Genomic DNA, 25,851 nt, shown 5'->3' on the forward strand with positions numbered 1-25,851 from the left:
GCATAACTCCTGCAATTTTCTGAATCACCAACACCGGATGCCGGAATCACGCGGGAGTGCGCCTCGGCCGAGAAATTCTGCAGGAGTTGTGCTCCCGACCGGGGTGGTGGGGCGGGATACGGAAGACTGGCACGACACCGATCGCAGAAAGACAGGCACCATGGACGTCCAGCTGCTCCTCGTGATGACCGGCGCGCTGATCATCGCCGCCTTCGCCCACCTGCGCGGGCTGCAGGCCGGCATCGTCACGGTCACCCTGGCCGCGGCCATCTCGTTCATCCCCGGCCTGCCCCGGCTGGAACTCGACCCCGAGCTGATCCTCGGGGTCGTGATCCCACCGCTGCTGTACTCGGCCACGCTCAACTTCTCCTTCTTCGCCTTCGTCAAGAACCTGCGCAGCATCCTCGGCCTCGGCGTGGGCCTGGTGGTCTTCACCACCGCCGTCGTGGGCCTGCTCACCTCGTGGCTCTCCCCCGAACTCGGGTTGGCCGGAGCGCTCGTGCTGGCCGCCGTGGTCTCACCGCCGGACTCGGTAACCACGGTCAGCCACGGCCGGGAAATCGGCCTGCCGCGGCGCACGATCTCCATCCTCACCGGGGAGAGCCTCGTCAACGACGCGGCCGCCCTGACCCTGTTCGCCGTGGCAGTGGCGGCCGTCACCGGTGACAGCGAGTTCATTGAGAACCCGTTCCTGCTCTTCGGCTGGGAGGCCGTGATCGGGCTGATCCTCGGTGTGGTCATCGGCCGGGTCGTCATCGCCGTGCGCAGCAAGGTGGGCAACCCCACGATCGAGAGCGGGCTCAACCTGCTGGTGCCGTTCCTGGCCTACTTCGCGGCCGAGCAACTGCACGCGTCCGGCATCATCGCCGTCGTCGCGGCCGGCTTCACGGTGAGCATGTCGCACTTCCACACCCGCTCCACCCGCACGCCCTCCACGGCCTACCGCACCCGGCTGCAGGAGGCGGCGCTCTGGCCCGTCGTCGACCTCATCCTCGAGGCCTTCGTCTTCGCGTACATGGGGTTGCAGTTCCGGTTCGTGCTTGAGGACCTCGCCGACTCGAGCACCCCCACCTGGTCCACGATCGGGCTGGGACTGATCGTGTTGCTCACGGTTGTGCTCTGCCGGTTCGCCTGGGTGTACTTCAGTTATGGGCGCGCCCAGCTCGCCCTGCTGATTTACGCCAAGCGGATGGCGCGTTCCCTCGATCCGATGGCCCGGCGGCGGGAGCGACGCCGGGGCGGACCAGACCGGACCGCGGACGGCCGACCGGGGAGGCGGGACATCGCTGACGAACGCGCAGACGCAGCCGCGGACGGGCGGGTCGGCGGGCGACGTGGTGGACGAGGCGGCGGTCGAGGCAGCGAGCACGGCGGCGGGCGGCGCGGCGGCCCCGGTCCGGTGGGCCGGCAGGGCGCGCCGCGGGACGGCAGCCACATCACGGTACTCACGCCGCCCGAGAACCTGCTCGTCTCCTGGACCGGCATGCGCGGCATCATCACCCTCGCCGCCGCCGGGGGCATCCCGCTCACCATCGCCTCCGGGGCACCCTTCCCCGGCCGCACCATCATCCAGACCGTGGCGTTCATCGTGGCGGTCGGCACCCTGCTGCTGCAGGGCTCCACCCTGCCGTGGTTGGCCAAGACGCTGAAAATCGACACGACCGCCGAGGACGCCGAGATCGAGGACGGCCGGGCGGCGGCCCGAGCGGTCGCCGTCGCCGCGGTGGCCGGCCGCAACGACACCACCAGCGGCGAGTACTTCGACCTCCAGCGCGCCGCCCTCACCGAAGCGGTCATGGAGCGGCAGGTCTCCCCGGGCAGCGCCGGCGACGTGCGGCACGAGATCGACGCCCTGGAGGCCGGGGTGACGCCGCTGCTCGACTAGCGGATGCGCATCCGCCCGGCGACTCGGCGAGAGCCTCGCGCGGGTCAGGCGTCAAGCGACGCGAACCGACCAGGCGCGCTATGGTCGTGGCGAACGAAGGCACCGCCCGAGGAGGCCGACAATGACCGTCGGAATGACCGTCACCCGCACCATCGCGGCTCCGCCCGAACGGGTGTTCGCCGCCTGGACGCGGCCGCAGGATTTCGCCGTCTGGTTCGGCGACGGGGTGCACGTTCCGGCTGAGACCGTGGCGATGGATGTGCGGGTGGGCGGCCGCTGGACGGCGGTGATGTACGTGCCCGACGGCAGCACCATCCACTGGCACGGCCGGTACACCGAGGTGGATCCTCCGCGGCGACTCGCCTTCACCATGGACGACGACCCGGCCGAGGACAGTACCGAACCCGTCATCGTGACCTTCGCACCCGCAGCGGCCGGCACCGAGATGCGGCTCACCCAGCCCCGCGACGGCCTGACCGACGCGCAACTGGCCCGCACCCTGCTCGGCTACAACGCGTTCTTCGATGCCATGGAGATCATGCTCGCCGGTCGCGACTGACCCGCCGCATCCCCCACGCCGACTTCGCCCAAACGCCCCCTTCACGCCCTCCCAAAGGGATGTTTGCGGCAAGTCGGCGCACTCGCATCCGCCCGTCCATCCGCTTAGGCGACGTCGACCGCCGGCACGAGCGCGGCCAGCTCGGCCAGCTGGCTCTTCAGGGCCCGCTCGTGGCGATCGGACGCCACGAACACCCCATCAACGATGTGCTCGGCCACCCAGGCGATCTCCACGTTGGCGGCGAGCATCCGCATGCCGAGATTCACCATCACGGGTTGCAGCGCCACCACGGCGCGGGTGCCGCCCGAGAGCCCGCCATAGCTGACCAGCCCCACCGGCTTGCCCGCCCACTCGCCGTGCAGGTGGTCGATCGCGTTCTTCAGCGGCGCCGAGTAGCTGTGGTTGTATTCCGGCAGCACGAACACCACGGCATCCGCCGCCTCCACCCGCCGGCTCCAGGCCCAGGTGAGCTCGCTCGTGTACGCCTTGAGGCGCGGATGATTCGGCTCCTCGAGCATCGGCAGCACGAACGACGCGAGGTCCACCACATCCACCTCGACATCACCGGCCAGCCGCGCCGACTCGGCCACCCAGTGTCCTACCGGGCCACCGGACCGGCCCACGCGTGTGCTCGCAATCAGCACCAGGAGCCTCATGCGCTCACCTCCCGCATGGGGCGGGCATCCCAGCGCGCCCAGTCGGCGCTGATCCCCTCCGCCGCCCGCAACAACTGCGGCAGGTAGTCGTCGACGAGGGTCTGCATGCTCGTCTCGTAGGCGTGCGTATTGAGGTTGACAGCCGCGACGACCGCACCCGCGCCATTGCGGATGGGCGCCGCGACCGACCGGATGGCCGGGGCCAGCTGTTGGTCGGTGATCGCCCAGCCGCGCTCGCGCACCTCGGCGAGCGCCGCGTCGATCTCGGTCCGGCTCGGCGCCCACACCGCCGTGACCGGCGAGCGGCTCGGCGCACTCAGGGCGGCGTCGAGGGCGTCGGGCGCCAGCCCGGCCAGCAGAACCTTGCCGAGCGACGTCGCGATGGCAGGAAACCGGGTGCCGATGGTGACCGAGAGGGCCACCAGCTTGGGCACCGCCACCCGGGCGACGTAGACCACATCGGATCCGTCGAGTTGGCCCACCGAACAGGATTCGTTCACCCGGGTGCTGAGGTCGGTGAGGTGCGGGCGGGACAGCTCCCAGATGTTGCTCGAGCACACGTAGGCCATGCCGAGTTCCAACACGCGCGGGGTGAGGCTGAAGCCGGTGTCGTCGCTGCGCACGTAGCCGAGCTCAGCCAGGGTGATCAGGATGCGCCGCGCCGTCGGTCGAGCCAGTCCGGTGGCAGTCGCCACCTCGCTGAGGTTCAGCACCGGGCGGCCCGGACCGAAGACGGTAAGCACGTCCAAACCACGGGCGATCGCCTCGATGAAGTCCGGACTCTCCGTGTCACGTGCCATCACACCCTCCCTGTCCACGGCGCCCGGGTGGCCCGCGCAGAAATCGCTCCGCCACCCTTGACCGTCGATCGCTTATGGGGTTCACTATAGATCACTGTCCGCCCAGCGGACAGTCGTCCGCAGAATTGAAAGGCAAAGATGCCTCCCGCATTCGCATCCACTTCCGCCCCCGGCACCGTGCCGGAGGCTTCCGCTGCGGCCGGAACCGCGGCGCCCGAACGCCCCGGTCCGCTCGACGGGCTCCTCGTGGCGGACTTCTCCCGCGTGCTCGCCGGCCCGTACTCGACCCAACTGATGGGCGACCTGGGTGCCACCATCGTCAAGGTGGAAGGCCCCTCCGGCGACGAAACCCGCGACTGGGCCCCGCCGGCGCGCGACGGCGTCTCCACCTACTACCTCGGGGTCAACCGCAACAAGCGCAGCATCACCCTCAACCTCGCCGACGCCGGCGACCGCGGGCTCGCCCAGGAACTCGCCCGCAGGGCCGACATCGTGATCGAGAACTTCAAACCGGGCGGACTGGCCAAATTCGGCCTCGACTACGCCTCGGTGCGAGCAGGGAACCCCGCCGTGATCTACGCCTCGATCAGCGGGTTCGGTACCGCAGGCGGCGCCGGACTACCGGGCTATGACCTCATAGTGCAGGCGATGAGCGGCCTGATGAGCCTCACCGGCGACCCCGACGGCACCCCGTTTCGCAGCGGCGTCTCGGTGTTCGACGTGATGACGGGCATGCAGGCCACCGTGGGCATCCTCGCCGCGCTCAACCACCGCAACAGCACCGGCCGGGGCCAACAGGTCGAGGTGAACCTGCTCTCCACCGCACTGTCGGCCATGGCCAACCACTCCTCCACCTACGTCGCCGGCGGCACCGTACCGTTCCGCATGGGCAACGCGCATCCCAGCCTGTTTCCCTACGAACCGTTGCCCGCCAGCGACGGCGACATCGTGATCGTCGCCGCCAACGACCCGCAATTCGTCAAGCTCGCCGCGGCACTCGACCACCCGGAGTGGGCCGAGGACGACAGGTTCGCCCGCACCGTGGCCCGCAACCAGAACCGGGAGGCACTCCGCCCCCTCCTGGTGGACGCCCTCGCCGGACGGACCACGGCGGAGTGGTTCGAGCACCTCACCCAGGCCGGTGTGGCCTGCGGGCCGATCAACACCATCGACGACGGTGTGGCCCTCGCCGAACGCCTCGGCCTCAACCCGGTCGTGCAGGTCGGCGACGGCGCCGGCGCCATCCCCATGGTGCGCAACCCGATCGACTTCTCACTCACCCCCGCACGCTACCTGTCGCCGCCTCCGACCCTGGGCCAGGATGCCGACGAGATCCGGGCCTGGTTGTCGCGGCCCAGCGCCGAGCACGACCGCACGCACTACTACGAGAGCGAGTACGACCTGTGACCGACTATCCCACCGGCCTGGGCACCAGCGACCGCGACACCATCTCATTGCTCGGCCACGACCTGGCCGGCGAGCTGCTCGGTACCGTCACCTTCGGCGAGCTGGCCTTCTGGCTCGCCACCCAGCACCGGCCCACCCCCCAGCAGCTGAAGGTGTTCGAGGCGGTCCTGGTCTCCCTGGCCGACCACGGCTTCACCCCCACCGCCATCGCCGCCCGGCTCACCTACTACTCGGCCCCCGACTCCCTGCAGGGCGCCATTGCCGCGGGCCTGCTCGGCGGCGGCAGCCGGTTCCTCGGCGTCACCGAAGACACCGGCACGTTCCTGCACTCTGCGCTGGCCGAGCTCGGGGACACCGACGCCTTCACCGACGCCGACTGGGATGCCCGGGCGGTCACCCTGCTCACCGCCACCAGGGAGGCCGGTCGCCGAGTGCCGGGCCTCGGCCACCCGGTGCACAAGCTGCGCGACCCACGCACGGCCGTGATCATCCGCATCGCCGACGAGCAGGGCCTGCGCGGGGCGCACCTGCGCCTGTTCGAAGCCATCGGCCGCACCAACGCCCAGGTGCTCGGCAAGGAACTGCCGCTGAACGGCGCCGGCGTGGCCGGGGCCGCCCTGGCCGACCTGGGCCTTCCGATCGAACTGCTGCGCGGCTTCGCGCTGCTCGCCCGCACCGCCGGCCTGATCGGGCACCTCGCTGAGGAGCGCCTCCACCCGATCGCCCCCGCCATCTACGCCGCGGTCGACCGCAACGCCGTCTACCGGCCGGCCTCGCCCGTTCCCGGCTCCGTGCCCACGTCCAACTAGTCCAGTCCAGCGTCAGCCTCGAAGGAGAGAAATGGCCACCCTGAGCGCGGTGCTCGCCACCACCCACCACCCGTTCTATCTCAAGGCCACTACGGCGCCGCCCGAGGAGCGGATGCCCCAGGCCGACGAATGGCAGCGCAAGGTGGAGGCCTACCGCGAAACGCTCACCGTGGCCAAGCCCGACATCCTGGTGATGGTCGGCGCCGACCACTTCCACCAGTTCTTCTCCGACAACTACCCCACCTTCCTCATCGGCAAGCAGCCGATGTACGACGCCACCTTCTACAACGAGACCCGCGAGTTCGGCCTGCCGACCTTCCTGCTGCAGGGCCACGAGGAGCTCTCCGGCTACATGCTGCAGGGCCTGCTCGACCGCGGCTTCGACTTCTCGGTCAGCCACGAGCTTAAGATCGACCACTCGATCATCTGCCCGATCATCACCACCCGGCCGGATGCCGACCTGCCGATCGTGCCGATCTACACGAACATCTTCGCTCCCCCGTTGCCCAGCCCCAGGCGGTTCTGGGACCTGGGCCGGGCCATCCGCTCGATCATCGACGAGTGGCCGAGTGAGCTGCGGGTGGCCGCGGTCGGCAGCGGTCACCTCTCCCTCGAGCTCGGCGGCCCGCGCCAGTTCGGTGAGACCGGGCCCGACCCCGAGTTCGACCTGCAGGCCATCGAGTGGCTGCGCACGGGCGACATCGACGGGATCCTCGCCAACGTGACGCACGAGAGCATGGCGGGCGCCGGCAATGCCACCCACGGGTTCATGGACCTGATCCTCATGATGGGCATCGCCGGCCCGATCGAGGCGTCCTATGTCGACAGCCTCGACCTCTTCCACACCCGTGAGGCCTACGTGACCTGGTACCCGGAGGTGGCGCCGTCGTGAGCACCTACTACGTGAACAAGTTCCTCTTCCAGGTCGACGGCGACCCCGAGTTGCTCGCCCGGTACAAGGCCGACCCGGCCGAACTGGTGACCTGGTGGGAGACCGAGCGCGGACCGTGGCTGAACCGGGTGGAACGCACCACCTGGCTGGGCTTCACCGACACCGAACGCCGCGCCCTCGTGGAGCACGACTACGTCACCCTGTTCGAGCTCGGCGCGCACTTCTTCCTCTCCCTCACGATTTTCATCGCCCTCTACGACGCCGAATACGCGGCCCGCTCCGGACCGCTGTCCTTCCAGCGCGAGTACGCCGCCAACCTGGCCCACTGGATGGGCAAGGAGTACCCCAGCGTCGCCCTGTAATCCGCCCCTCCGCACCGCCCAGCCCACCCCGTTCCTCGATTCGATCGCCCGGCAAAGGAGCCCGTCATGCCCGTCACCCCTGTCCCCGCCCTCCCAGACCACGTCTTCCCGGGCACGGTCTTCCGCGATGCCACCGTGCTCACGATGGATGCGGGCCGGCAGATCCTGCCGCACACCGACGTGCTCGTCGTCGACGACAGCATCGCCGCGATAGGCCCGCATCTGGTTGTGCCCGACGGCACCTTCGAGATCGACGCGGCCGGCGGCATCCTGATGCCGGGCATGATCGACACCCACCGGCACATGTGGCAGACCGCGATGCGGGGTTACGGAGCCGACTGGACCCTCACCCAGTACTTCGTCTGGTACTACCTCGAGCACGGCAAGCACTTCCGCCCGCAGGATGTCTACGCCGGCAACCTGCTCTCCTCCCTCGACGCCATCGACGCGGGCATCACCACCACGGTGGACTGGTCGCACGGCCTGCGCACCATCGAGCACGCCGAGGCGGCGCTCGCGGCGCTGCAGGAGGCACCGGGCCGCTCGGTGCTGGCCTACGGCAACATCTTCGCCGGCCCGTGGGAGTGGTCGGCCTCCGACGAATTCACGGCGTTCGCCGCCGCCCGAGAGAAGGGCAACGAGATGCTCGGCTTCCAGATGGCTTTCGATGTCACCGGTGACCCCACCTTCCCCGAACGGCGCGCGTTCGAGGTGGCCCGCGACCTCGACCTGGCCGTCACCACGCACGCCGGGGTGTGGGGCGCCACCAACGACGACGGCATCCGGCTGATGTACGAGAACGGGTTCATGACTCCCGGCACCGTGTACGTGCACGCGGCCACCCTCTCCGACGACTCCTACCAGCGCATCGCCGCCACCGGCGGATCGGTGTCGCTGTCGACCGAGAGCGAGCAGAGCTGCGGCCAGGGCTACCCGCCGTCGTGGGTGCTGCGCTCGCACGGCATCCCGGTGTCGCTGTCGGTGGACACCAGCGTCTGGTTCAGCAGCGACCTGTTCGCCGCCATGCGCACCACCCTCGGCGCCGACCGGTCGATCGAGCACATGAAGGCGCACGAGCTGGGCGACACCGTCACGCACTCGCACCTGCGCGCGGAGCACGTGGTGGACTGGGCCACCCGCGGCGGCGCCGCGGCCCTGGGCAAGGAGGCGACGCTGGGCTCGATCGAGGTGGGCAAGAAGGCGGATGTGGTGCTCGTGAAGAACGACGCCTCACCGTCCATGTTCCCGGTGCTCAACCCCTACGGGCACATCGCCCTGCAGGCCAACCGGGCCGATGTGCACACCGTGCTGGTGAACGGGCGCATCGTGAAGTACGCGCACGCCCTCGTCGGCAATCAGCTCGCCGCCGCCCGCACGGCCGTCGAGGACACCGTCACCCACCTGCAGTCCGTCATGGGGGACGAGGTATGGACGGCGGGCATGAACCCGGACATCCCGGCCACGAAGATCCTCGACAACCCGTACACCTACACCGAATACCGCACCAGCTCCACGCACGAGGCCGCGGAGGTCTGAGCCGGGTCCGCAGTCGCGTTCCGCGGGTCAGGCGCCGGTACGCGGGCGGCGCGCCACCCGCGGAACGGCGCCGCGCCCGCGTGCCGCCGGAATCCAGGTCAGCCGAGCAGGGCGACGATCTCGGCCGCGGTCCCGGTCTGGCCCAGGGCCGGGAACACGCGGACGACGCTGGCCTCGTGGGCATCCGCGCTGCGGTCGGTGATGGCGTCGACGGCCACGGCGACGTTGTAACCGCGGTCGTAGGCGTCGCGCGCGGTGGATTCGACGCCGAAGCTCGTGGCGATGCCGGCGAGCACGATCTGGGTGATCCTCCGCCCGGTGAGGATGGCGTGGAGCTCGGTGCCGGCGAAGGCGCTCCAGGTGGCGCGGCTGATGGTGACGTCGCTGGGCTGCCGGTCGAGCGCGGGCACCAGGGTGCTGAACGCGGCCGGGAACTCCCGGGCGCCCGCGCCGTACTGGGTGCGGCCGGCCGGGGTGCCGTCCACGTTGGCGAGCACGACGAGGAGCCCGCGGGACCGGAAGGCGGTGAGCAGCTCGGCGGCGCGGCCCGTGATCTCCTCGGCGGGGTGCGCCGTGGGGCCACCGAGGGTGCCGGCCTGCAGGTCGACCACGATGAGGGCGGCGGTCGGGTCGAGCGCGGTGATGGTCACGGCTGGGGTCCTTTGCTGGGGGTGGGGGCGGCGGGATGCTGTTGTTGGTAGGCGACGATGCCCGGCAGCTGCCGGTTGATCGTGGTGATCAGGTCGCAGATGCTCTGGGCGATGGGCCGACCGAGGTCGGTGAGCTCGTAGTCCACGCGCAGCGGCACCGTCGGGTGCGGGGTGCGTGACACCAGGCCGTGTGCCTCGAGGCGCTGCAGTGTCTGTGCCAGCATCCGGTCGGAGATCCCGGGGATGGCGCGGCCGAGCTCCGCGAACCGGAGCGGGCCGTCGATCAGCGCGGCCAAAGCGACGCCGCCCCAGCGGCCGGTCGTCTGCGTCAGCACGTCCCTCGAGGTGAAGTCGGCGTTGAGCACGTTCTTGCCCACGCCGCCGGTACCCGTTGTCATGACTACAGAGTAGGTCGAAGCATGTGCTTACGCAACGTAAGCACTAATGGTTCGTAACCACTACTGACCGGGTAGCTGCACCACCGCCGTGATGAGCCGTTCCAGGCGAACGATGCCGGCGTAGCGGCCGGCGTTGTCGGTGACGATCAGCGGGTCGTAGCGGTGTGTGCTGTCGCGGGTGATCGCCCGGAGGAGGGCGTCCCGCACGGGGGTGTCCAGGTTCACCCGCACGGCGTCCGCGGTGACACCGAGGTGGGCGCTCTCACTGTCGAGCACAGACACCGGCCGATTGTGGTGGTCCATGAGCACCACGGTTCGCACGCCGGGATCATCGCTGAGGATCCTGGCCGCCGTGGTCACCGCATCCACCGCGGGTACGACGTCGAGCAGATCACGCACGGTGGTAACGTCGGCGGGCACTGCCACGGGCAACACCGGCGTGGCCAGAGTGGGCCACGCCGGGCCGGGCCGGGCGAGGAAGTAGCCCTGCGCGAGCGGCACCCCGAGCGCGGTGATGGTGTCGTACTCCGCGGCGGTTTCGATGCCTTCGGCGAGCACCCAGGAATCGATGCGGCTGGCGAATGTGCCGACCATCTCGACCAGAGCCCGCTTCGCTTCATCGCTGTCGATGCCCTGGATGAGTTCCCGGTCGAGCTTGATCAGCGCGGGCTTGAGTGCGAGCAGGCGGCTGAGGCCCGCGTAGCCCGAGCCGAGGTCGTCCACGGCGATGAGGCCGCCGGCACCGCGGATGGCGTCGAGGTCGGGCTCGAGGGCGGCGGTCGACTCGATCGCGGACTGTTCGGTGAGCTCGACGAACACCCCCTGCAGGTCCGATTGGTCTCGCCAGACGGCACGAACCGACTTGTGTCGCAGCGCGCCGGGCGACACGTTCACGGTGAGGAAGCAGTTGGCCGGAATCGACCCGCGGTGCGCGAGCGCGACGCGCAGGCAGACCGCTTCGATCTCCGCCGAGCGGTCCGCGGCTCGCGCCTGGGCGAACAGGTCCTCGACGGTGACCTGCTCCGGCATGTCGAAGCGTGCCAGACCCTCATAGCCCACCACGGTCCCGCGGGCGGTGTCCACGATCGGCTGGAACGCCGCCGACACTCCCGTTCCGGCGGCGACGGCATCCAGCAGCGCGGTCCACTCGATGGTGGAGAGCGGCATCTTCAGGAGACGGTCACGATCCGGTCGGTGATGCTCGCGGTCAGCTCCGGGCTGACCGTGTGGATGCCGTGGGCGGCGCTGGCGTGTTGGGCGACGAGAACGAGGATCTCGTCATCGGTGGAACTGACCCAGCTTGCCGTGCAACCCGGTACAACGTCTCCGCATGCGAAAGACTTCATCTGACCCGCCCCTACCGTCGACCCCAACGGGCAACTTATGTTGCTCGCGAGTCTAGTTCGGCGCCGACCCTACTTTCGGTTGGTAGTCCGATCGCCGCGCCTGCGCAGTGGGGCTAGTACCGCACCTCGTCGACCGGGCCGCCGCCGGCGAGGTCTTCGAGCAGCAGTTCGGGGTGGTCGCGCACGGTGTTGCGCAGGCGCCACGGGGTGCTGAACAGGGCCAGCAGGGTGCCGTCGCTGCGGCGGAGCACCTCGACCTGGCGATCGTGGCCGAGGATCAGCGCGCTTTCCTTGTCGGTGCGCCGGGCCAGCTGGTACGGCAGCACGTCGCTGCGGATGGCGGCGCCGAAGTCGTGCGACATCCGCTCTTCGACGACCTCGAACTGCATCGGGCCGACGGCGCCGAGCACCGGCGCCTGGTCGCCGCGGAGGTCGGAACGCATCACCTGGATGACGCCCTCGTGGTCGAGCTGGTCGATGCCGCGGCGGAACTGCTTGTGCTTGCTCGTGTCGGCGGGGCGCACGGCGCGGAAATGCGCGGGCGCGAACATCGGCAGCGGCGGGAACGTGACCGACGGGCTGCCCTCGTGGATCGAGTCGCCCACCCGCAGGGCGGAGGCGTTGACGAGGCCGACGATGTCGCCGGGCCAGGCTTCCTCGGCCACTTCGCGGTCCTTGCCGAAGAGCTGCTGGGCGTACTTGGTGGCGAACGGCCGGCCGGTGGCGGAGTGGGTGACGACCATGCCGCGGCGGAACTGGCCGGAGCAGACCCGCACGAAGGCGACGTAGTCGCGGTGCGAGGAGTTCATGCCGGACTGCACCTTGAAGACGAAACCGGAGAACGGGCTGGTCACGGGGCGGTGGCCGCCCTCGGCGTCCAGGCGCGCCTCGGCGGGCGGGGCGAAGTCGACCAGGGTGTCGAGGATGTGCTGCACACCGAAGTTGAGCACCGCGGCGGAGAACAGCACCGGGGTGGTGACGCCGTCGAGGAACATCTCTTCGTCGTGGTTCTGGCCTTCTTCGTCGAGGAGTTCGGATTCCTCGGCGGCGGTGACCCAGGCGTCGCCCTCGGCGGCGGCGGCTTCTGCGGCGGTGGTGCGCTCGGAGTCTGCACGGGTGGCGCCCCCGGCGGTGCGGTTGAAGCGGATGAAGTCGCTGCTGTCGCGCTCGATCACACCGCGGAAGTCACCGGCGATGCCGACCGGCCAGGTGAGCGGGGTGGGGATCAGGCCCGTGCGGGTGCGGATCTCATCCATCAGGTCGAGCGCGGCGGAGCCGGGGCGGTCCCACTTGTTGATCACGGTGATGACGGGAAGTCCCCGCTGCTTGCAGACCTCGAAGAGCTTCATGGTCTGCACCTCGAGGCCCTTGCTGGCGTCGACGAGCATGACCGCGGCATCCACCGCGGAGAGCACCCGGAAGGTGTCCTCGGAGAAGTCGGCGTGGCCGGGGGTGTCGACGAGGTTGATCACGCTGTCGCGATACTCGAACTGGATGGCGGCGGAGGTGATCGAGATGCCGCGCTCCTGCTCCATGGTCATCCAGTCGGAGACGGTGCCGCGGCGGCCGGCCTTGCCGTGCGTGGCGCCGGCGGTGGTGATGGCATGCGCGTGCAGCAGCAGCGCCTCGGTGAGCGTGGACTTTCCGGCGTCGGGGTGGGAGATGACGGCGAAGGTGCGCCGGCGGATGGCCTGGGCCTCGACCTCTTTCGGGGACACTTCGGTGCCCGGGGTCACGGTTGCTTCAGCCACTCTTGCGTTCCTACCTCTGATTGCGTGGCGCGGATGGGCGCCTCAAGTCTGGTGACGGCTCGGGGTCGGGGGCCGCTGACTGTCGTTGCGGCGCCGCCGGGCGCGTCGATCGCGCGGCGCTCACGCGCGCGCGCCCTTCAAACCTAACCTGCGCAGGCTGCACTTCTCCCCGGAGTTGCCGGGATTCCTCCGCCGAATTGCCCCCTTCCGGACGACTTGCCCCGTTCTGCGGGGGCAACTCGACCGCAGCGGGGCAACTCGACGAGAGGATGCGCGGGTCAGCGCGGCAGGGCCCGGTGGTGCGCCCTCACCTCGGGGTCGAGGTGCTCCGTGGCGTAGCTGAGCATGGTGCGCGGCATCTGCCCGGCGTGCTCGTCGAGGAAGCCGAGCAGCAGGGCCCGGTCGATCCGGGCGCCCACCTCGCGCAGCATCCAGCCCACCGCCTTGTGCATCAGCGGCTCCGGGTCGGCCAGCAGGCGGCCGGCCAGGTCGAGGGTGGTGGATGCGTCCCCGTGCCGGATGAAGGCCTGGGTGGCGATCACCGCCACTCGGCGCTGCCACAGGATGTCGCTGGCGGCGAGCTCGAACAGCAGCCCGCGCGGGCGGTCGAACAGGTACTCGCCCAGCACGCCGGGCGCCGATGAGTCGACCAGGTCCCAGTTGTTCACCCGGCCGGCCCGCACCTGAGCGAGGTAGAACTCGGCACACGCGCGGCGCTGGGCCTCATCCCGGCTCCGCGCCGCGCTTGCCCGGGTGAACTGCGCCACGAGGATGAGGAGGGCCGCGAGCCGGTGCTCGTGCACCCGACTGGCCAGGAGCAGTTCCACCTGGGTGAGCGGCAGCGTCGGGAAGCGCTTGACCACGGTGCGGATCTGCGGCACGGTCACCCCGATGAACTCGTCCCCCGCGCCGTATTGGCCCGGGCCGGTCTGGAAGAACCGTGCCACGCCGTTGGCCCGCTCCGGATCGGCCACCGCGGCGAGCGCCGCCTGCACCGCGGCTGCGCTGCCGGTCGAGGGTTCGGGCTCATCGGTCATGGCAGCAGGCTAGCGCCGGGACGCCGATGGGATCACCCCCGCGAGTGGAATGGATGGTGGGGCGGCTCTCAGCGCGGCAGAAGGTAGTCGACCGTCGGGTCGCCGAGCGGGCCGGACACCGTGCACGTCGCGGTCTGCTCGGTCGAGGCGACCGAACCGAGGATGTAGGCCGTGAACGTTCCATCGGACTCGATGACGAGGCTGGGGTCGTAGGCGTTCGTCGGGGTGCCCGTTTCGGCCTCCAGGTTGAGGGACAGGCCACGCTCGAACCCCTTGCACACCGCCCACGCCGTGAGCGCGTCCATCGGCGAGCCCTCGGTGCGCACGCCGACGGCCGGGGTTGCGGCGGCGAACGGCGCACTGGCGGTGAGCCCCGACGGTTCGGCCTGCAGCAGGTGGAACGTCGCCTGCGGGTCACCGAAGGTGCCCGAGACATCGCACCAGGAATCGGTGGCGTTCCGTGCACCGATGTCGCCGAGCAGCTGCACGACGAACCCGTCGTCGGTCGGGGTGATGTTCCCGGGCTCGTACACCCGGGTGAGGGCGTGCAGCGACTGGTTGCCGCCGTCGCCGAGTCCCTTGCACATCGCCCAGGCGGCGAGGGTGTCGATCGGCGAGTCCGGCCCGATGGCGGTGACCTCGACGGCGCCGTCCGAGGCCTCGGCGTCGGCCAGGGCAGTGGGGGTGGGCGCGGGGACGGCGTCCGGTGCGTCTGTCACGGCAGCCGGCGTGGACGCCGACTGGACCGGAGCCGGCGACGCCGGCGGGGTGGCGCATCCGGCCAGGGCAGCAAGTCCGGCCAGAGAGATGATGGCCACGAGCGCCGGTCGGTTCCTCACAATGTGTTCCCCCAAACAGTCGTCCGCCAGTTGGTCACAGGCTATTCCGCCCCCGTCGCGGGCGAAGTCCCTACTTCGGGGAGCTCTTGACCGGCGCGCACCGATGCAAACACGCGTGAGACCGGCCGAAAACGGCGATTCACTGCGGAAGTCCGCATGAAAACGCCGTCAGGCCCCGGATACGCTGGGGTCGGCGCGCACCGAAGCACGCTCAAGCCCGCCGCGATCGCGGCACATCACGAGGACGGGAGGTTCCCATGTCGAATTACATTGCAGATGCACTGGTCGGTGAGCCCGAGGTTCTCGAAGACGTCCGGGCCGCCGGCGACCTCACCCGGTCCCCCGCCTGGCTGCAGCTCAAGCAGGCCGCCGCCACGCTCCAGGCCGTGCAGGCCCAGGATGGGTCGATCCCGGAGGCCGGTGCGCACGCCGAGGCGCGGGCATCCGTCGCTGAGATCACCACGGCGATCACCGAACTCGCGGGTCACTTCCCGCATGATGCCGCCTACCTGGCGGCTCTGGTGGTCGACTTCGATCGTTGGGTGGCCGAGGGGTTCGGTGTGCCCGACTTCTACGATTCGCTGATGGTCTTCCAGCCGCAACAGCACCGGATCGACGGCATCCGGCACCTGGTCGTCTTCCCGATGTACACCCAGAACGGCAGCACCAACCGGCTCGTCGAGGCGGTGCTGATCGAAGTGATCTGGCCGGAGTTCGTGGCCGAGCTGGAACTCGAGTACACCAACAAGCTGTTCGTGCCCATCCGTTTCCTCGACTTCACGGCCGGCTACGACACCAACTCGGCGGTGCTGTTCCCGGAGACCGTGGCGATGCGGCAGATCCCCACGTTCACCTGGGGCGCGATCTTCGCCGACCGGGAGGCCGCACGCTTCCGTCGGGTGGTGCGGGCCGCCGCCGGGATCACCCGGCTGGAACTGCCGGCCGAGGCCGAGGCGCTGCTCGACGACCAGCACCTCACCGAAGAGACGTTCGTGATGTGGGACCTCATCCACGACCGCACCCACATGCGCGGCGACCTGCCGTTCGACCCGTTCATGATCAAGCAGCGGATGCCGTTCTTCCTCTATTCCCTCGAGGAGCTGCGCTGCGACCTCACCGCGTTCCGCGAATCGGTGAAGATCGAACGCGACGACAACGCCAGCCCCGAGGCCCGGCGGCACGCGAAGCTGGTGCAGTACGCGGTGATCTTCGACCGGATATTCCGGTTCTCGATCACCGGCACCCGGGTGCGCAACTACGACGGCCTCGGTGGGCAGCTGCTGTTCGCCTGGCTGCACCAGCACCACGTGCTGCACTGGACCGACACGGCACTGTCGTTCGACTGGGACGCGGTGCCCGACGTGGTCATCGCCCTCGGCGCCCAGATCGACGAGCTCTACTGGGAGTCGATCGACCGGCCGAAAAAGGCGCACTGGCTGGCCGCCTACGAGATGCTCAGGAAAACCCTCACCCCCAACCCGGCATCCACCTGGGCGCGCGGGTTGCCGTTGGAGGTCCTCGCCGGGGCACCGAAGGGCTACACCGACCTCGTCCTCGATGACGAGTTCCCGCTCTCGATGTTCTTCGAGGCGCTCGACAAGAAGATGAAGCCGGTCATCGAGTCGACCGTGGGCATCACCGCGAATGCCTGACGCCGTCGCGGGGAACACCGTGCTCGTCGCCGGGGCGACCAGCGCCGCCGGGGTGGCCGTCGTGGCCGCCCTGGCCGGCGCCGGTGCCCGGGTGCTGGCGGTGGGTTCCAACGCGGACCGGCTGAAGCGGGTGGTGACGGCGGCGCCGTTGGCATCCGTGTACGTCTGCGACCTGGCCGACTACGACCAGGTGCTGACCCTGGCCGCCACGGTGCACGCCGAGCACGGGCCGATCGACGCTCTGGTGCACCTGGTGGGCGGCTGGCGAGGCGGCGGCGGGCTGGACGGCCAGACCGACGAGGACTGGGATTTTCTGCACGAGCGGGTGATGACCACCCTGCGCAACACCACACGGGCATTCAACGCCGACCTGCTGGCGTCGCTGGCCGGCCGGCTGGCGATCGTGTCGTCGGTGTCGGTGGAGGCCCCCACCCCCGGCGGCGCGAACTACGCCAGCCTGAAGTCCGCGGCCGAGACCTGGACCAGGGCGGTGGGGCGCGGCTTCACGAAGGCCGGCGACACCGCCGCGGCCGTGGTTTTCGCGGTGCGCTCCCTCGAGGGCCTCGAGCCCCAGCTGGCCGCGGAGGTGCTCGCGCTCTGGGACGCCCCCGCCGAGTCCCTCAACAACACCCGCCGCATCCTCACCCCCGGCTGAGACCCCCGCCCCGCCCGTGAGCACAACTCCTGCAATTTTTCTGAAGTGGGCCAATTTGAGGCCAATTTTGGCCGGTTTTTGGAGAATTGCAGGAGTTATGCGAGGGCGGAGCAGGTACTGGCAGGGCCTCTCACCGGATGCCGGGCGGCGCGTAGATTTGAACTCGTGAGCAACCAGAACGAGATCCGAGAGTTCCTGGCCAGCCGGCGTGCAAAGATCACGCCGGAGAAGGCCGGGCTGCCGGCCTACGGCGGCAACCGCCGTGTCGCGGGGCTCCGACGCGAAGAGGTCGCCATGCTCGCGGGCGTGAGCGTGGACTATTACACCCGGCTCGAGCGCGGCAATTTCGGCGGCGTGTCCGAGAGCGTCCTCGCGGCCATCGCCCGGGCACTGCAGCTCGACGACGCCGAACGCGAGCACCTGTTCGACCTCGCCCGCACCACCGCCTCCGTGCGCCCCACCCGTCGGCGCCCCGCCCCGCAGCGGGTGCGGCCCACTGTGCAGCGCATCCTCGATGCCATGACGGATGTGCCCGCGTTCGTGCGCAATAACCGTCGCGACCTCCTGGCCGCCAACCGTCTCGGCCTCGCGCTCTACTCCGAGATGTACGCCGACGAGATCAGGCCCGTGAACACCGCCCGATTCCTGTTCCTGAACCCCCGCGCCCGGAGCTTCTTCCTGGACTGGCCGACGGCGGCGACCGACGTGGTCGCGAGCCTCCGCAGCGAAGCCGGCAAGGACCCGCACGACCGCGGACTGTCCGACCTCGTCGGCGAACTGTCCACCCAGAGCGTCGAATTCCGCACCCTGTGGGCCAAGCACAACGTGCGCCACCACATCTCCGGCACCAAGGACATCCACCACCCCATCGTCGGCGACCTGCAGCTCACCTTCGAAGCGATGGACCTGCCCGCCGACCGCGGCCTCGCCCTGATCGTCTACGGCACCGAGCCCGGCTCGGCCAGTCAGGACGCCCTGAGCATGCTCGCCAGCTACTCCGCCACCCAGCAGCTCGCCGCGGCCGAGGAAACAACGGTCCGCGACCAGGCCTGACCGGCCCGGCTGCTACGCGGGTGCGGCTGCGTCCCACCAGGCCAGCGCCCGGGTGCCGTAGAAGGTGAGCCACTTCGATGGCTCGCGGGGTGGCACGTCGATGTCGAACCAGACCCGCCCGGGGTGGCGTCGCTCCTGGAGCCAGGTGCCGTCGGGGCGACGGGCCGCCCGGATCACCTCCATCGCATCCGCCAGCCGCGGGTCCGGCGGCGTGCCGTCGTGCAGTGCGGCCGCGCGAAAGTAGTCCGCCGCATTCAGTGCCGAGTACACCCACCGGAACGGGTAGGCGAACCGGGTCGACCATTCTCCGACGGATTGCCCGGTCGACAACCTCGCCAGCAGTCGACGCGCAAGCAGGTACTCCTCGCCCGCTCGCCTGGCGGCGCGAAGCGTGTCATGGCTGCCGACCGTGGCCTCGTAGTACAGCAGCCCCTTGAGCGTGTTGAGCGTGGAATGGAACGACGCCCGCGTCGATCCCTCGACCCATTCGCAGTTCCAGCCGCCGTCCGCCAGTTGGTGCTCGAGGAACCACTGCGCGACGCCCGCCACGTCGGCGCCGAGCCACGCCCCGTTGGCGAGGGTGAAGGCGTTGATGCAGCAGTCCACTTCGCCATCCCAATAAGGCAGGTCCTCGTACTCCCAGCGGCTGTTCACGGCGAGCCGGTCGGCCGTGCCGTCGAGCGCGGCGGCATCGACACCCCAGTCACGCAGGGTATTCAGCGACCAGGTCGTCGCGGTCCACGGCTGCCCGGTGCCCTCGGCCGCCTCCGGCCCGTCAAAGTCGAAGTCGGCGGGGAAGAACGCTCCCCCGGCCCACTGCCCGTCCGCATCCTGCAAGCCCAGCAGCCGAGCGCCGAAGCCTTCGGTGGCCGTCCGCGCCCGAGTGGCGCGCCAAGTGGCCTCCGGCGCATCCGCGAGGTCACGCTCGACCTGCCAGCGGAGCGCCGGATCGGCATCGAGAAGCCAGGCCAGCACCGCCGGGTCCACCACCATGTCCGGCAGCATAGCCGCCGCGCGAGGCGCACTCCACTCCCCCTCTGGGCTGAGGCGCCGGGTGCGCCGCGCCGCTAGCGTGGTGGCATGAGTGAGAACCGGCCCCTTCGCGTCGCCGACCCGCTGGCCGACGGATGGCTGCGCCCGCGCGGACCCCGATCCGGCTACCGCGCGGATGCCTGGGTGGCGTTGGCGTTGGCCGGTGGCACCGCCCTGAGCCTGGTCCTCACCCGCAGCGCCGGCATCATGGACGAGTCACCGGTGTGGGTTGCAGCGATCTGGGTGGCCCTCATCTCACTGCCGCTGGCCGCCCGACGGCGCTGGCCGGAGGCCGTGGCGCTGCTGGTCTCGCTCGTCTTCGGCGTGTTCGGCTCCCTCGGCGTCACCGATGCGCTGTTCTCCAGCATCTGCCTCTACGTGGCCATCTACTCGGTGGGTGCGTGGAGCCACCACCGGATGCTCGCCCGTTGGAGCCGGCTGGGCATCATCACGGGCATGTTCATCTGGTTGTTCTGGACCTTGCTCGTGCACGCCAACCAGGCCACCTCCATTCCCGAGCTGTCCCGCGAGGGCTTCTTCTCCCCCTACGCGGCATACGGGTTGTTGCAGGTGCTGATCAACCTGGTCTATTTCTGGGCCGCGTATCACTTCGGCGACGCCGCCTGGCATGCGGCCCGGCGCTCCGACGCCCTCGAGGACCGCACCCGCGAGCTGGCCGCCGAACGTGAGCGCACCGCCGCCCAGGCCGTGAGCCTGGAGCGGGTGCGGATCGCCCGCGAGTTGCACGATGTGGTGGCGCACCACGTGTCGCTGATGGGGGTGCAGGCCGGCGCCGCGCGACGCATCCTGGACAGCGACCCGGTCACCGCCGCCCGCGCAATCGCGGTGATCGAAGAGAGCGCCCGCACGGCTGTCGACGAGCTGCACACCATGCTCGGCGCCCTGCGCGCCGACGACACCGACTGCGACGGCGCCCAACCCGCGCACCAGAGCACCAGCACGCGGGGGCTCGACCAGCTCGCCGAGCTCACCCGGGAGAACACCGACGCCGGCCTCAGCGTGCGGATGCACGTGATCGGCGAGCCGCGCGAGGTGCCCGGCACCATCGGTCTCAGCCTGTACCGCATCGCCCAGGAAGCCCTCACCAACACCCGCAAGCACGCCGGGGCGGGCGCGACCGCGGAACTGCGGCTGCGCTACGAGGCGGATGCCGTCGAGCTGGAAGTCACCGACACCGGCCGCGGCGCACGCCCGGCGGGCGCCGCGGACGCACCGCGCGGCGAGGTGGGCGGCTTGGGCCAGCAGGGCATGCGCGAACGTGTTGCCGCGGTGGGCGGCACCCTCGAGCTGGGCAATCGTCCACGCGGGGGCTATCTCGTGCGGGCCCGTGTGCCGCTCGTCGGCGCATCCGTCGCCGCGGCGGCGCTCCCGCTCGTTGCGACTCCCGCCGATGACGTATCCGTCCCCGGCTCCGAACGGTCGACCCGATGAGCGCGCCGATCCGGGTTCTCCTCGTCGACGACCAGGCACTGGTGCGTGCCGGATTCCGCATCATTCTGCAATCTGAGCCCGGCATCGTGGTGGTCGGTGAGGCCGCCGACGGCGCATCCGCGATCCGGCAGGCCTCCATCCTGCAACCCGACGTGATCTGCATGGACGTGCAGATGCCGGGCATGGATGGCCTCACCGCCACCCGCGCGATCGTGGCCGACCCGGCCAGTCACGCTGCGGTGCTCGTGCTCACGACTTTCGACCGGGAGGACTACCTCTTTTCTGCGCTGCAGCACGGCGCCAGCGGGTTCCTGCTCAAGAACTCCTCACCGGAGGCGCTCGTCGAAGCGGTTCAGGTGCTCGCTCGCGGCGACGCGTTGCTCTCCCCCGAGATCACCCGCCATGTCATCGCCCGGTTCGCCAGCGGCGCCCAGCCCGGCCTGCCGTCGACCGACCGGGCGGATGCCGCGGCCGCGTCCCGCGAGCCGGCGCCGGAGCCCGAGGCGGTCGCCTCGCTCACCGACCGGGAGCGCGAGGTCTTCGAGCTGATCGCGTTGGGGCTGGCCAACAGCGAGATCGCCGGGCGGCTCTACCTCGGTGAGGCGACGGTGAAGACCCACGTGTCGAAGGTGCTGCAGAAGCTCGCGTTGCGCGACCGGATCCAGGCGGTCGTTTACGCGTATGAACACGGGATTGTGGTGCCGGGGACGACGCACCAGAACTGACCGCCGGCCCGGTTGTGCACCGTTTTCCGGCGCCGGCCGCTCCTCCACAGGTGGGTGCTTTTCGGGTTCTCCACCAGTGATTCACTGGGATCGGGAGTGTCAGTGGTGCATGGTTCTATAGGCGTATGGCCACCTCAGATGCCACACCCGAAGACACCCCCAACGACGCCCCCGATGCCGCCGTGGATCCGATCGCGGATCTCGTCGCGCAGGCGATCAGCACGGTCATCGACCCGCTGATCGAGAATGAGAAAGCCCTCGCCGGCTGTTACGCCGAACGGGTCCGCCTGCTCGCCGAACTGGACCGGCTCGGTCACCAACCCCGCATCCTCGCCGGGCTGCGCGGCGACCCGATCGAGTCCGGCCACAACGACCCGGACACCGCCGCGCACGGCCCGGCCTGGGACGACGACGAGCTCGCCCGACGCACCATGGCGGCCGAGGCGGCGATGGTGTTGCGGGTACGGGCGAACACCGCCGGCAGCATGATCTTCGACGCCACCCGGCTGGCCGGTGACCTGCCCGCGTTCCACCAGTCGCTGACGGCGGGCCGGATCACCTGGGGGCACGCACTGAAGATGCTCGAACTCACGGTGAACCTGCCCGAGGAGGTGCTGCCCCGGTTCGAAGCGGCGGTGCTGGGGGCGGCCGAAAAGCGTACCTCGACCCAGTTCGCCAAGGCCGCTCTCCGGATCCGGGAGCGGATGCACCCGGTCCCGCTGCAGGAACGCGCCGACGCCGGCTTCGCGACCCGGCGGGTGGTGTTCCGGCCCGACGCCGACGGGATGGCGTGGCTGAACGCCTACCTCAAGGCGGACGAGGCGCAGGCCGCGTATGACCGGCTCAGCCGGATCGCCGCCGACCTCGACACGGACGACAACGCGGCCAACGCCGCGCCGGGTGCGGCCGAGGGCGGGGCGGCGGAGCCGGTGCAGGCCCGCACCAAGGACCAGCGCCGGGCCGACGCCTACCGGGACCTGCTGTTGGACGGCGTCGGACCGGGTGGGCTCGGGCATGGCATCCGGGGCACCGTGCACATCACGGTCCCGGCGTTGACGTTGCTGGGCCGCAGCGACGAACCCGCCATCCTCGAGGGCTACGGACCGATCGACCCGGAGACCGCCCGGCGGATCGCGGGAACGGCGACCAGTTGGACCCGGATCCTCACGCATCCGGAGACGGGGGCCCGGCTTTCCGTCGGCAGCGAGCAGTACGCGCCGCCGTCGGACATGCGCCGGTACGTGGAGATCCGCGACGAAACCTGCCAGGGCATCGGCTGCAACCGCCGCGCCACGCTCAGCGAGATCGACCACACCAAGGCCTGGAACACCGGCGGTAAGACCCACGTCGACAACCTCGTCTGCCTCTGCAAGGGCTGCCACCGGCTCAAACACCAATCCAGCTTCACCACCACCCAAGGGCCCGGCGGCGCCCTGACCTGGATCAGCCCCGGCGGCAAGAAATACACCAACACACCCGACACCAACGGCACACCACCGGAGACACCGACCGGCCCAGCGGCCGAGCCGCCTGCTCGACTTGCCGACGAACCTCCGCCCTTCTAACCCGCGCTGCGCATCGGGTTGTCCGCCGACCGAGACGGCGACCGGGCTGCCCCGCTAGGGTCGGAGGAAGAGTCCCGCACCGGGCAGACCGGTGCCGGAACCCTCGGTCGCGAAGGAGCAACCATGGTGCGCAGGCCCCCGCCCATCGTCGTCGGTGTCACCTCGGGGCAGCCCGACGCCGTGGTGCTCGCCGCATCGGAATTCGCCGTCCAGTTCGGCGCCGAGTTGATCTGCGCAGCGGTGGACCCGAGCCGCTACATGCTCGAGGAACAGCCGGATGGCAGCATGACCTCCGCGTCCTTCGACCCAGATTCCCTGGAGCAGGCGGTCGCCGAATTCGACCCCGGCCTGCGCGCGCAGATCGAGCGGGTGCTGCACGGGCGGAGCGTCACCTGGTCCACCCGGGCTCTCGCCGGCGATCCGGCCCGCGCGCTCGGCCACCTCGCGGGCACCGTGCGTGCGGTGATGATCGTCGTCGGCTCCCGCGAACCCACCATCCGGCACACCTTCCGGTCGTTCTTCACCGGGTCCATCGCGGTACGCCTTGCCCACGGCCAGCACCGGCCGGTGGTCATCATCCCGCTGGACCCGGTGCCGTTCGACGCCGAGCTGCCCTGGGAGACCGAGTAACCACCGAGTAGCCAGGGGCCATCGTCTCCGCCGCAGGGCGGATGAGCCCGCTCAGCCCCGAGGCGGATGTGCCGACGTGGGGGCATCCTTATCGTTGAAGGCACAACGAAGGGTCACACATGCTCGAGATCAGGGACATCAACAAGCATTACGGGGCTCACCAGGTGCTCACCGATGTGAGCTTCACGGTGGGAGACGGCCGCATGACCGGCTTTGTCGGCGCCAACGGTGCCGGCAAGACCACGTCGATGCGCATCATCCTGGGCGTGCTGTCGGCGGACTCCGGCAGCGTGCTGCTCGACGGCGCGCCGCTCACCGCCGGCGACCGGCGCCGCTTCGGCTACATGCCGGAGGAACGCGGCCTGTACCCGAAGATGAAGGTCGCCGAACAGCTGGTCTACCTCGCCAGGCTGCACGGGCTGAGCACCGCCGCCGCCAAACGCAACACCGGTGAGTTGCTGGAGCGCCTCGGCCTCGGCGAGCGCGGCAACGACCTCGTCGAGGCACTGTCGCTCGGCAACCAGCAGCGCGCCCAGATCGCCGCGGCGCTGGTGCACGACCCCGAGTTCCTCGTACTCGACGAACCGTTCTCCGGGCTCGACCCGATCGCCGTCGAGGTCGTGCTCACGGTGCTCAAGGAACGCGCCGCCGCCGGTGCGCCTGTGCTGTTCTCCTCCCACCAACTCGACCTCGTCGAACGGCTCTGCGACGACCTCGTGATCATCGCCGCCGGTGAAATCCGCGCCAACGGGTCACGCGAACGCCTGCGGGACCAGTTCAGCACCCCCCGGTTCGAGATCCACACGGATGCCGACGCCGGCTGGATCCGCGGCGTCACCGGCATCACCGTGATCGACTTCGACGGCGGCGAAGCCGTCTTCGAAGCCGACTCCGACGCCGCCAGCCAAACCGTGCTCCGTGAGGCCCTCGCCCGCGGCGCCGTGCATTCCTTCGGCCATCTCCGGCCCTCCCTCTCCGCCATCTTCAAGGAGGTCGTGCAATGAGCACCCAAGTGAAGCCGGGGGCTGCAGCCACCGCCCCCCAGACCCCCGCGACCCGTGCCACGCACGCCGCACCCAGCTTCTGGACCAGCGTCTGGCTGGTCTCCACGCGCGAAATCATCTCCCGGCTGCGCAGCAAGGCGTTCCTCATCTCCACCGGCATCCTGCTGCTGATCGCGGTCGGCTCCGTCGTCGCCGGCGGCCTGATGAGCGCCAATCCGTCCACCACCAAGGTCGCCGTGGTCGGCACCGCCAGTGCCGTGGTCGGTGAATCCGCCGGCCTGACCGCGGTGAGCGCCGACGACGTCGCCGCCGCCGAGGCGCTCGTGCGTGACGGCACCGTCGAGGCCGCCGTGGTGCCCGATGATTCCCTCCTGGGTGTCAGCGTCATCGCGCTCGACTCACCGCCGAGCGCGGTCATGAACGCCCTCAGCGTCGCCCCCGCCGTCGAGTTGCTCGAACCGGCGGCGCAGGGCGGATTCCTCGTCTACATCGTGGCGCTGGGCTTCGGGCTGGTGTTCTTCATGTCGGCCCTCACCTTCGGCTCCACCATCGCGCAGAGCGTCGTCGAGGAGAAGCAGACCCGGGTGGTGGAGATCCTGATGTCCACCATCCCGGTGCGCGCCCTGCTCGCAGGCAAGGTGCTGGGCAACTCCATCATGGCCCTGGCCCAGATCGTCGCGATCGCCCTGCTGGTGGGCATCGGCATGGCGCTCACCGGCCAACGGGTGCTGCTGGCCGACCTTGGACCGGCCATCGGCTGGTTCGCGGTGTTCTTCGCCTTCGGCTTCGTCATGATCGCCGCCCTCTTCGCTGCAACGGCGTCGATGGTGTCCCGGCAGGAAGACGTAGGCGCCACCACCGCCCCGGTGACCTACCTCGTGATGATCCCCTACTTCCTGGTCATCTTCTTCAACGACAATCCCCTGGTGATGGCCATCATGTCGTACGTCCCGTTCTCCGCACCGGTCGGGATGCCCGTACGCGTCTTTTTGGGCACGGCCGAGTGGTGGGAACCCTTCCTGTCGCTGGCCATCCTCGCCCTCACCACCGCCGGGGTGATCATCTTCGGCTCCCGCATCTACCGCAACTCGCTGCTGCGGATGGGCGGCCGGGTCACCTACAAGCAGGCCCTGCGCGGCTGAGCGCATAAGACCCC

At 69.9% G+C, this 25,851-nt stretch carries 26 protein-coding genes; 16 read left to right on the forward strand and 10 right to left on the reverse strand.

The annotated features are described in order from the left end of the window. The first annotated feature begins 160 nt into the window (after positions 1-160). Both ACU5E9_RS11415 and ACU5E9_RS11420 read left to right on the forward strand, forming a co-directional pair. Positions 161-1,885, forward strand: coding sequence for a cation:proton antiporter (locus ACU5E9_RS11415; protein WP_456810032.1), 1,725 nt, complete (start codon positions 161-163; stop codon positions 1,883-1,885). 121 nt (positions 1,886-2,006) lie between these two features. After that, complete coding sequence (locus tag ACU5E9_RS11420; protein WP_456810033.1) at positions 2,007-2,444, forward strand: SRPBCC family protein; 438 nt, start codon at positions 2,007-2,009, stop codon at positions 2,442-2,444. Between the two features lie 104 nt (positions 2,445-2,548). On the opposite strand, the gene ACU5E9_RS11425 is transcribed toward ACU5E9_RS11420, so the two are convergent. Both ACU5E9_RS11425 and ACU5E9_RS11430 read right to left on the reverse strand, forming a co-directional pair. Continuing rightward, the gene (locus tag ACU5E9_RS11425; protein ID WP_456810034.1) at positions 2,549-3,100 is read right to left on the reverse strand and encodes an NADPH-dependent FMN reductase; all 552 of its coding nucleotides are present in this window, start codon (positions 3,098-3,100) and stop codon (positions 2,549-2,551) included. Beyond that, positions 3,097-3,900, reverse strand: a complete 804-nt coding sequence (locus ACU5E9_RS11430) for an IclR family transcriptional regulator domain-containing protein (protein WP_456810035.1) — start codon at positions 3,898-3,900, stop codon at positions 3,097-3,099. The genes ACU5E9_RS11425 and ACU5E9_RS11430 overlap by 4 nt, the downstream gene beginning before the upstream one ends. A 138-nt stretch (positions 3,901-4,038) precedes the next feature. On the opposite strand from ACU5E9_RS11430, the gene ACU5E9_RS11435 reads away from it, so the two are divergent. The 5 genes from ACU5E9_RS11435 to ACU5E9_RS11455 all read left to right on the forward strand — a co-directional run bounded on the left by ACU5E9_RS11435 (position 4,039) and on the right by ACU5E9_RS11455 (position 8,906). Next, positions 4,039-5,307 (forward strand): CaiB/BaiF CoA transferase family protein, encoded by a 1,269-nt coding sequence (locus tag ACU5E9_RS11435; protein WP_456810036.1) that lies wholly within the window; start codon positions 4,039-4,041, stop codon positions 5,305-5,307. Further along, positions 5,304-6,116 (forward strand): citryl-CoA lyase, encoded by an 813-nt coding sequence (locus ACU5E9_RS11440; protein WP_456810037.1) that lies wholly within the window; start codon positions 5,304-5,306, stop codon positions 6,114-6,116. The genes ACU5E9_RS11435 and ACU5E9_RS11440 overlap by 4 nt, the downstream gene beginning before the upstream one ends. A 31-nt stretch (positions 6,117-6,147) precedes the next feature. After that, positions 6,148-7,008 (forward strand): DODA-type extradiol aromatic ring-opening family dioxygenase, encoded by an 861-nt coding sequence (locus tag ACU5E9_RS11445; protein WP_456810038.1) that lies wholly within the window; start codon positions 6,148-6,150, stop codon positions 7,006-7,008. Continuing rightward, positions 7,005-7,370: a hypothetical protein gene (locus ACU5E9_RS11450; RefSeq protein ID WP_456810039.1), complete on the forward strand. Its 366-nt coding sequence runs from the start codon at positions 7,005-7,007 to the stop codon at positions 7,368-7,370. Before ACU5E9_RS11445 ends, ACU5E9_RS11450 begins: the two co-directional genes overlap by 4 nt. Positions 7,371-7,436: 66 nt before the next feature. After that, entirely contained in the window at positions 7,437-8,906 is a 1,470-nt protein-coding gene (locus ACU5E9_RS11455) for an amidohydrolase family protein (protein ID WP_456810040.1), read from the forward strand. A gap of 98 nt (positions 8,907-9,004) precedes the next feature. Here ACU5E9_RS11455 and ACU5E9_RS11460 read toward each other — a convergent pair whose 3' ends face one another. The 7 genes from ACU5E9_RS11460 to ACU5E9_RS11490 all read right to left on the reverse strand — a co-directional run bounded on the left by ACU5E9_RS11460 (position 9,005) and on the right by ACU5E9_RS11490 (position 14,906). Next, a complete protein-coding gene (locus tag ACU5E9_RS11460) occupies positions 9,005-9,556 on the reverse strand; it encodes a cysteine hydrolase family protein (RefSeq protein ID WP_456810041.1) in 552 nt (183 codons plus the stop codon). After that, positions 9,553-9,954 carry a winged helix-turn-helix transcriptional regulator gene (locus ACU5E9_RS11465; protein ID WP_456810042.1) on the reverse strand — a complete coding sequence of 134 codons (402 nt, stop codon included), beginning with the start codon at positions 9,952-9,954 and terminating at the stop codon, positions 9,553-9,555. Before ACU5E9_RS11465 ends, ACU5E9_RS11460 begins: the two co-directional genes overlap by 4 nt. Before the next feature lie 60 nt (positions 9,955-10,014). After that, complete coding sequence (locus ACU5E9_RS11470; RefSeq protein ID WP_456810043.1) at positions 10,015-11,121, reverse strand: EAL domain-containing protein; 1,107 nt, start codon at positions 11,119-11,121, stop codon at positions 10,015-10,017. A gap of 2 nt (positions 11,122-11,123) precedes the next feature. Further along, the gene (locus tag ACU5E9_RS11475) at positions 11,124-11,300 is read right to left on the reverse strand and encodes a DUF1059 domain-containing protein (protein ID WP_456810044.1); all 177 of its coding nucleotides are present in this window, start codon (positions 11,298-11,300) and stop codon (positions 11,124-11,126) included. Between the two features lie 113 nt (positions 11,301-11,413). Continuing rightward, positions 11,414-13,051, reverse strand: a complete 1,638-nt coding sequence (locus ACU5E9_RS11480) for a peptide chain release factor 3 (RefSeq protein WP_456810045.1) — start codon at positions 13,049-13,051, stop codon at positions 11,414-11,416. Between the two features lie 278 nt (positions 13,052-13,329). After that, on the reverse strand, positions 13,330-14,088 hold the full coding sequence (locus tag ACU5E9_RS11485; protein ID WP_456810046.1) for a DNA alkylation repair protein: 759 nt from the start codon (positions 14,086-14,088) through the stop codon (positions 13,330-13,332). Positions 14,089-14,156: 68 nt separating this feature from the next. Further along, complete coding sequence (locus ACU5E9_RS11490; protein ID WP_456810047.1) at positions 14,157-14,906, reverse strand: hypothetical protein; 750 nt, start codon at positions 14,904-14,906, stop codon at positions 14,157-14,159. A 278-nt stretch (positions 14,907-15,184) separates the two neighbouring features. On the opposite strand from ACU5E9_RS11490, the gene ACU5E9_RS11495 reads away from it, so the two are divergent. From ACU5E9_RS11495 to ACU5E9_RS11505, 3 genes are all read left to right on the forward strand, one after another. Then, on the forward strand, positions 15,185-16,579 hold the full coding sequence (locus ACU5E9_RS11495; protein WP_456810048.1) for a DUF6421 family protein: 1,395 nt from the start codon (positions 15,185-15,187) through the stop codon (positions 16,577-16,579). Beyond that, the gene (locus ACU5E9_RS11500; protein WP_456810049.1) at positions 16,572-17,234 is read left to right on the forward strand and encodes an SDR family NAD(P)-dependent oxidoreductase; all 663 of its coding nucleotides are present in this window, start codon (positions 16,572-16,574) and stop codon (positions 17,232-17,234) included. Before ACU5E9_RS11495 ends, ACU5E9_RS11500 begins: the two co-directional genes overlap by 8 nt. 165 nt (positions 17,235-17,399) lie before the next feature. Continuing rightward, positions 17,400-18,287 (forward strand): helix-turn-helix transcriptional regulator, encoded by an 888-nt coding sequence (locus tag ACU5E9_RS11505; RefSeq protein ID WP_456810050.1) that lies wholly within the window; start codon positions 17,400-17,402, stop codon positions 18,285-18,287. Between the two features lie 12 nt (positions 18,288-18,299). On the opposite strand, the gene ACU5E9_RS11510 is transcribed toward ACU5E9_RS11505, so the two are convergent. Beyond that, a complete protein-coding gene (locus ACU5E9_RS11510) occupies positions 18,300-19,280 on the reverse strand; it encodes a squalene cyclase (protein ID WP_456810051.1) in 981 nt (326 codons plus the stop codon). 87 nt (positions 19,281-19,367) lie between these two features. On the opposite strand from ACU5E9_RS11510, the gene ACU5E9_RS11515 reads away from it, so the two are divergent. The 6 genes from ACU5E9_RS11515 to ACU5E9_RS11540 all read left to right on the forward strand — a co-directional run bounded on the left by ACU5E9_RS11515 (position 19,368) and on the right by ACU5E9_RS11540 (position 25,837). Continuing rightward, on the forward strand, positions 19,368-20,771 hold the full coding sequence (locus tag ACU5E9_RS11515) for a sensor histidine kinase (protein ID WP_456810052.1): 1,404 nt from the start codon (positions 19,368-19,370) through the stop codon (positions 20,769-20,771). Next, the gene (locus tag ACU5E9_RS11520) at positions 20,768-21,496 is read left to right on the forward strand and encodes a response regulator (protein WP_456810053.1); all 729 of its coding nucleotides are present in this window, start codon (positions 20,768-20,770) and stop codon (positions 21,494-21,496) included. The genes ACU5E9_RS11515 and ACU5E9_RS11520 overlap by 4 nt, the downstream gene beginning before the upstream one ends. Before the next feature lie 125 nt (positions 21,497-21,621). Continuing rightward, on the forward strand, positions 21,622-23,061 hold the full coding sequence (locus ACU5E9_RS11525) for a DUF222 domain-containing protein (protein ID WP_456810054.1): 1,440 nt from the start codon (positions 21,622-21,624) through the stop codon (positions 23,059-23,061). Positions 23,062-23,184: 123 nt separating this feature from the next. Further along, complete coding sequence (locus tag ACU5E9_RS11530; RefSeq protein ID WP_456810055.1) at positions 23,185-23,691, forward strand: universal stress protein; 507 nt, start codon at positions 23,185-23,187, stop codon at positions 23,689-23,691. Positions 23,692-23,810: 119 nt separating this feature from the next. After that, a complete protein-coding gene (locus ACU5E9_RS11535; protein ID WP_456810056.1) occupies positions 23,811-24,695 on the forward strand; it encodes an ABC transporter ATP-binding protein in 885 nt (294 codons plus the stop codon). Further along, positions 24,692-25,837, forward strand: coding sequence for an ABC transporter permease (locus ACU5E9_RS11540; RefSeq protein WP_456810057.1), 1,146 nt, complete (start codon positions 24,692-24,694; stop codon positions 25,835-25,837). The genes ACU5E9_RS11535 and ACU5E9_RS11540 overlap by 4 nt, the downstream gene beginning before the upstream one ends. Positions 25,838-25,851: the final 14 nt, after the last annotated feature.

Source organism: Cryobacterium sp. AP23, from assembly GCF_054075385.1.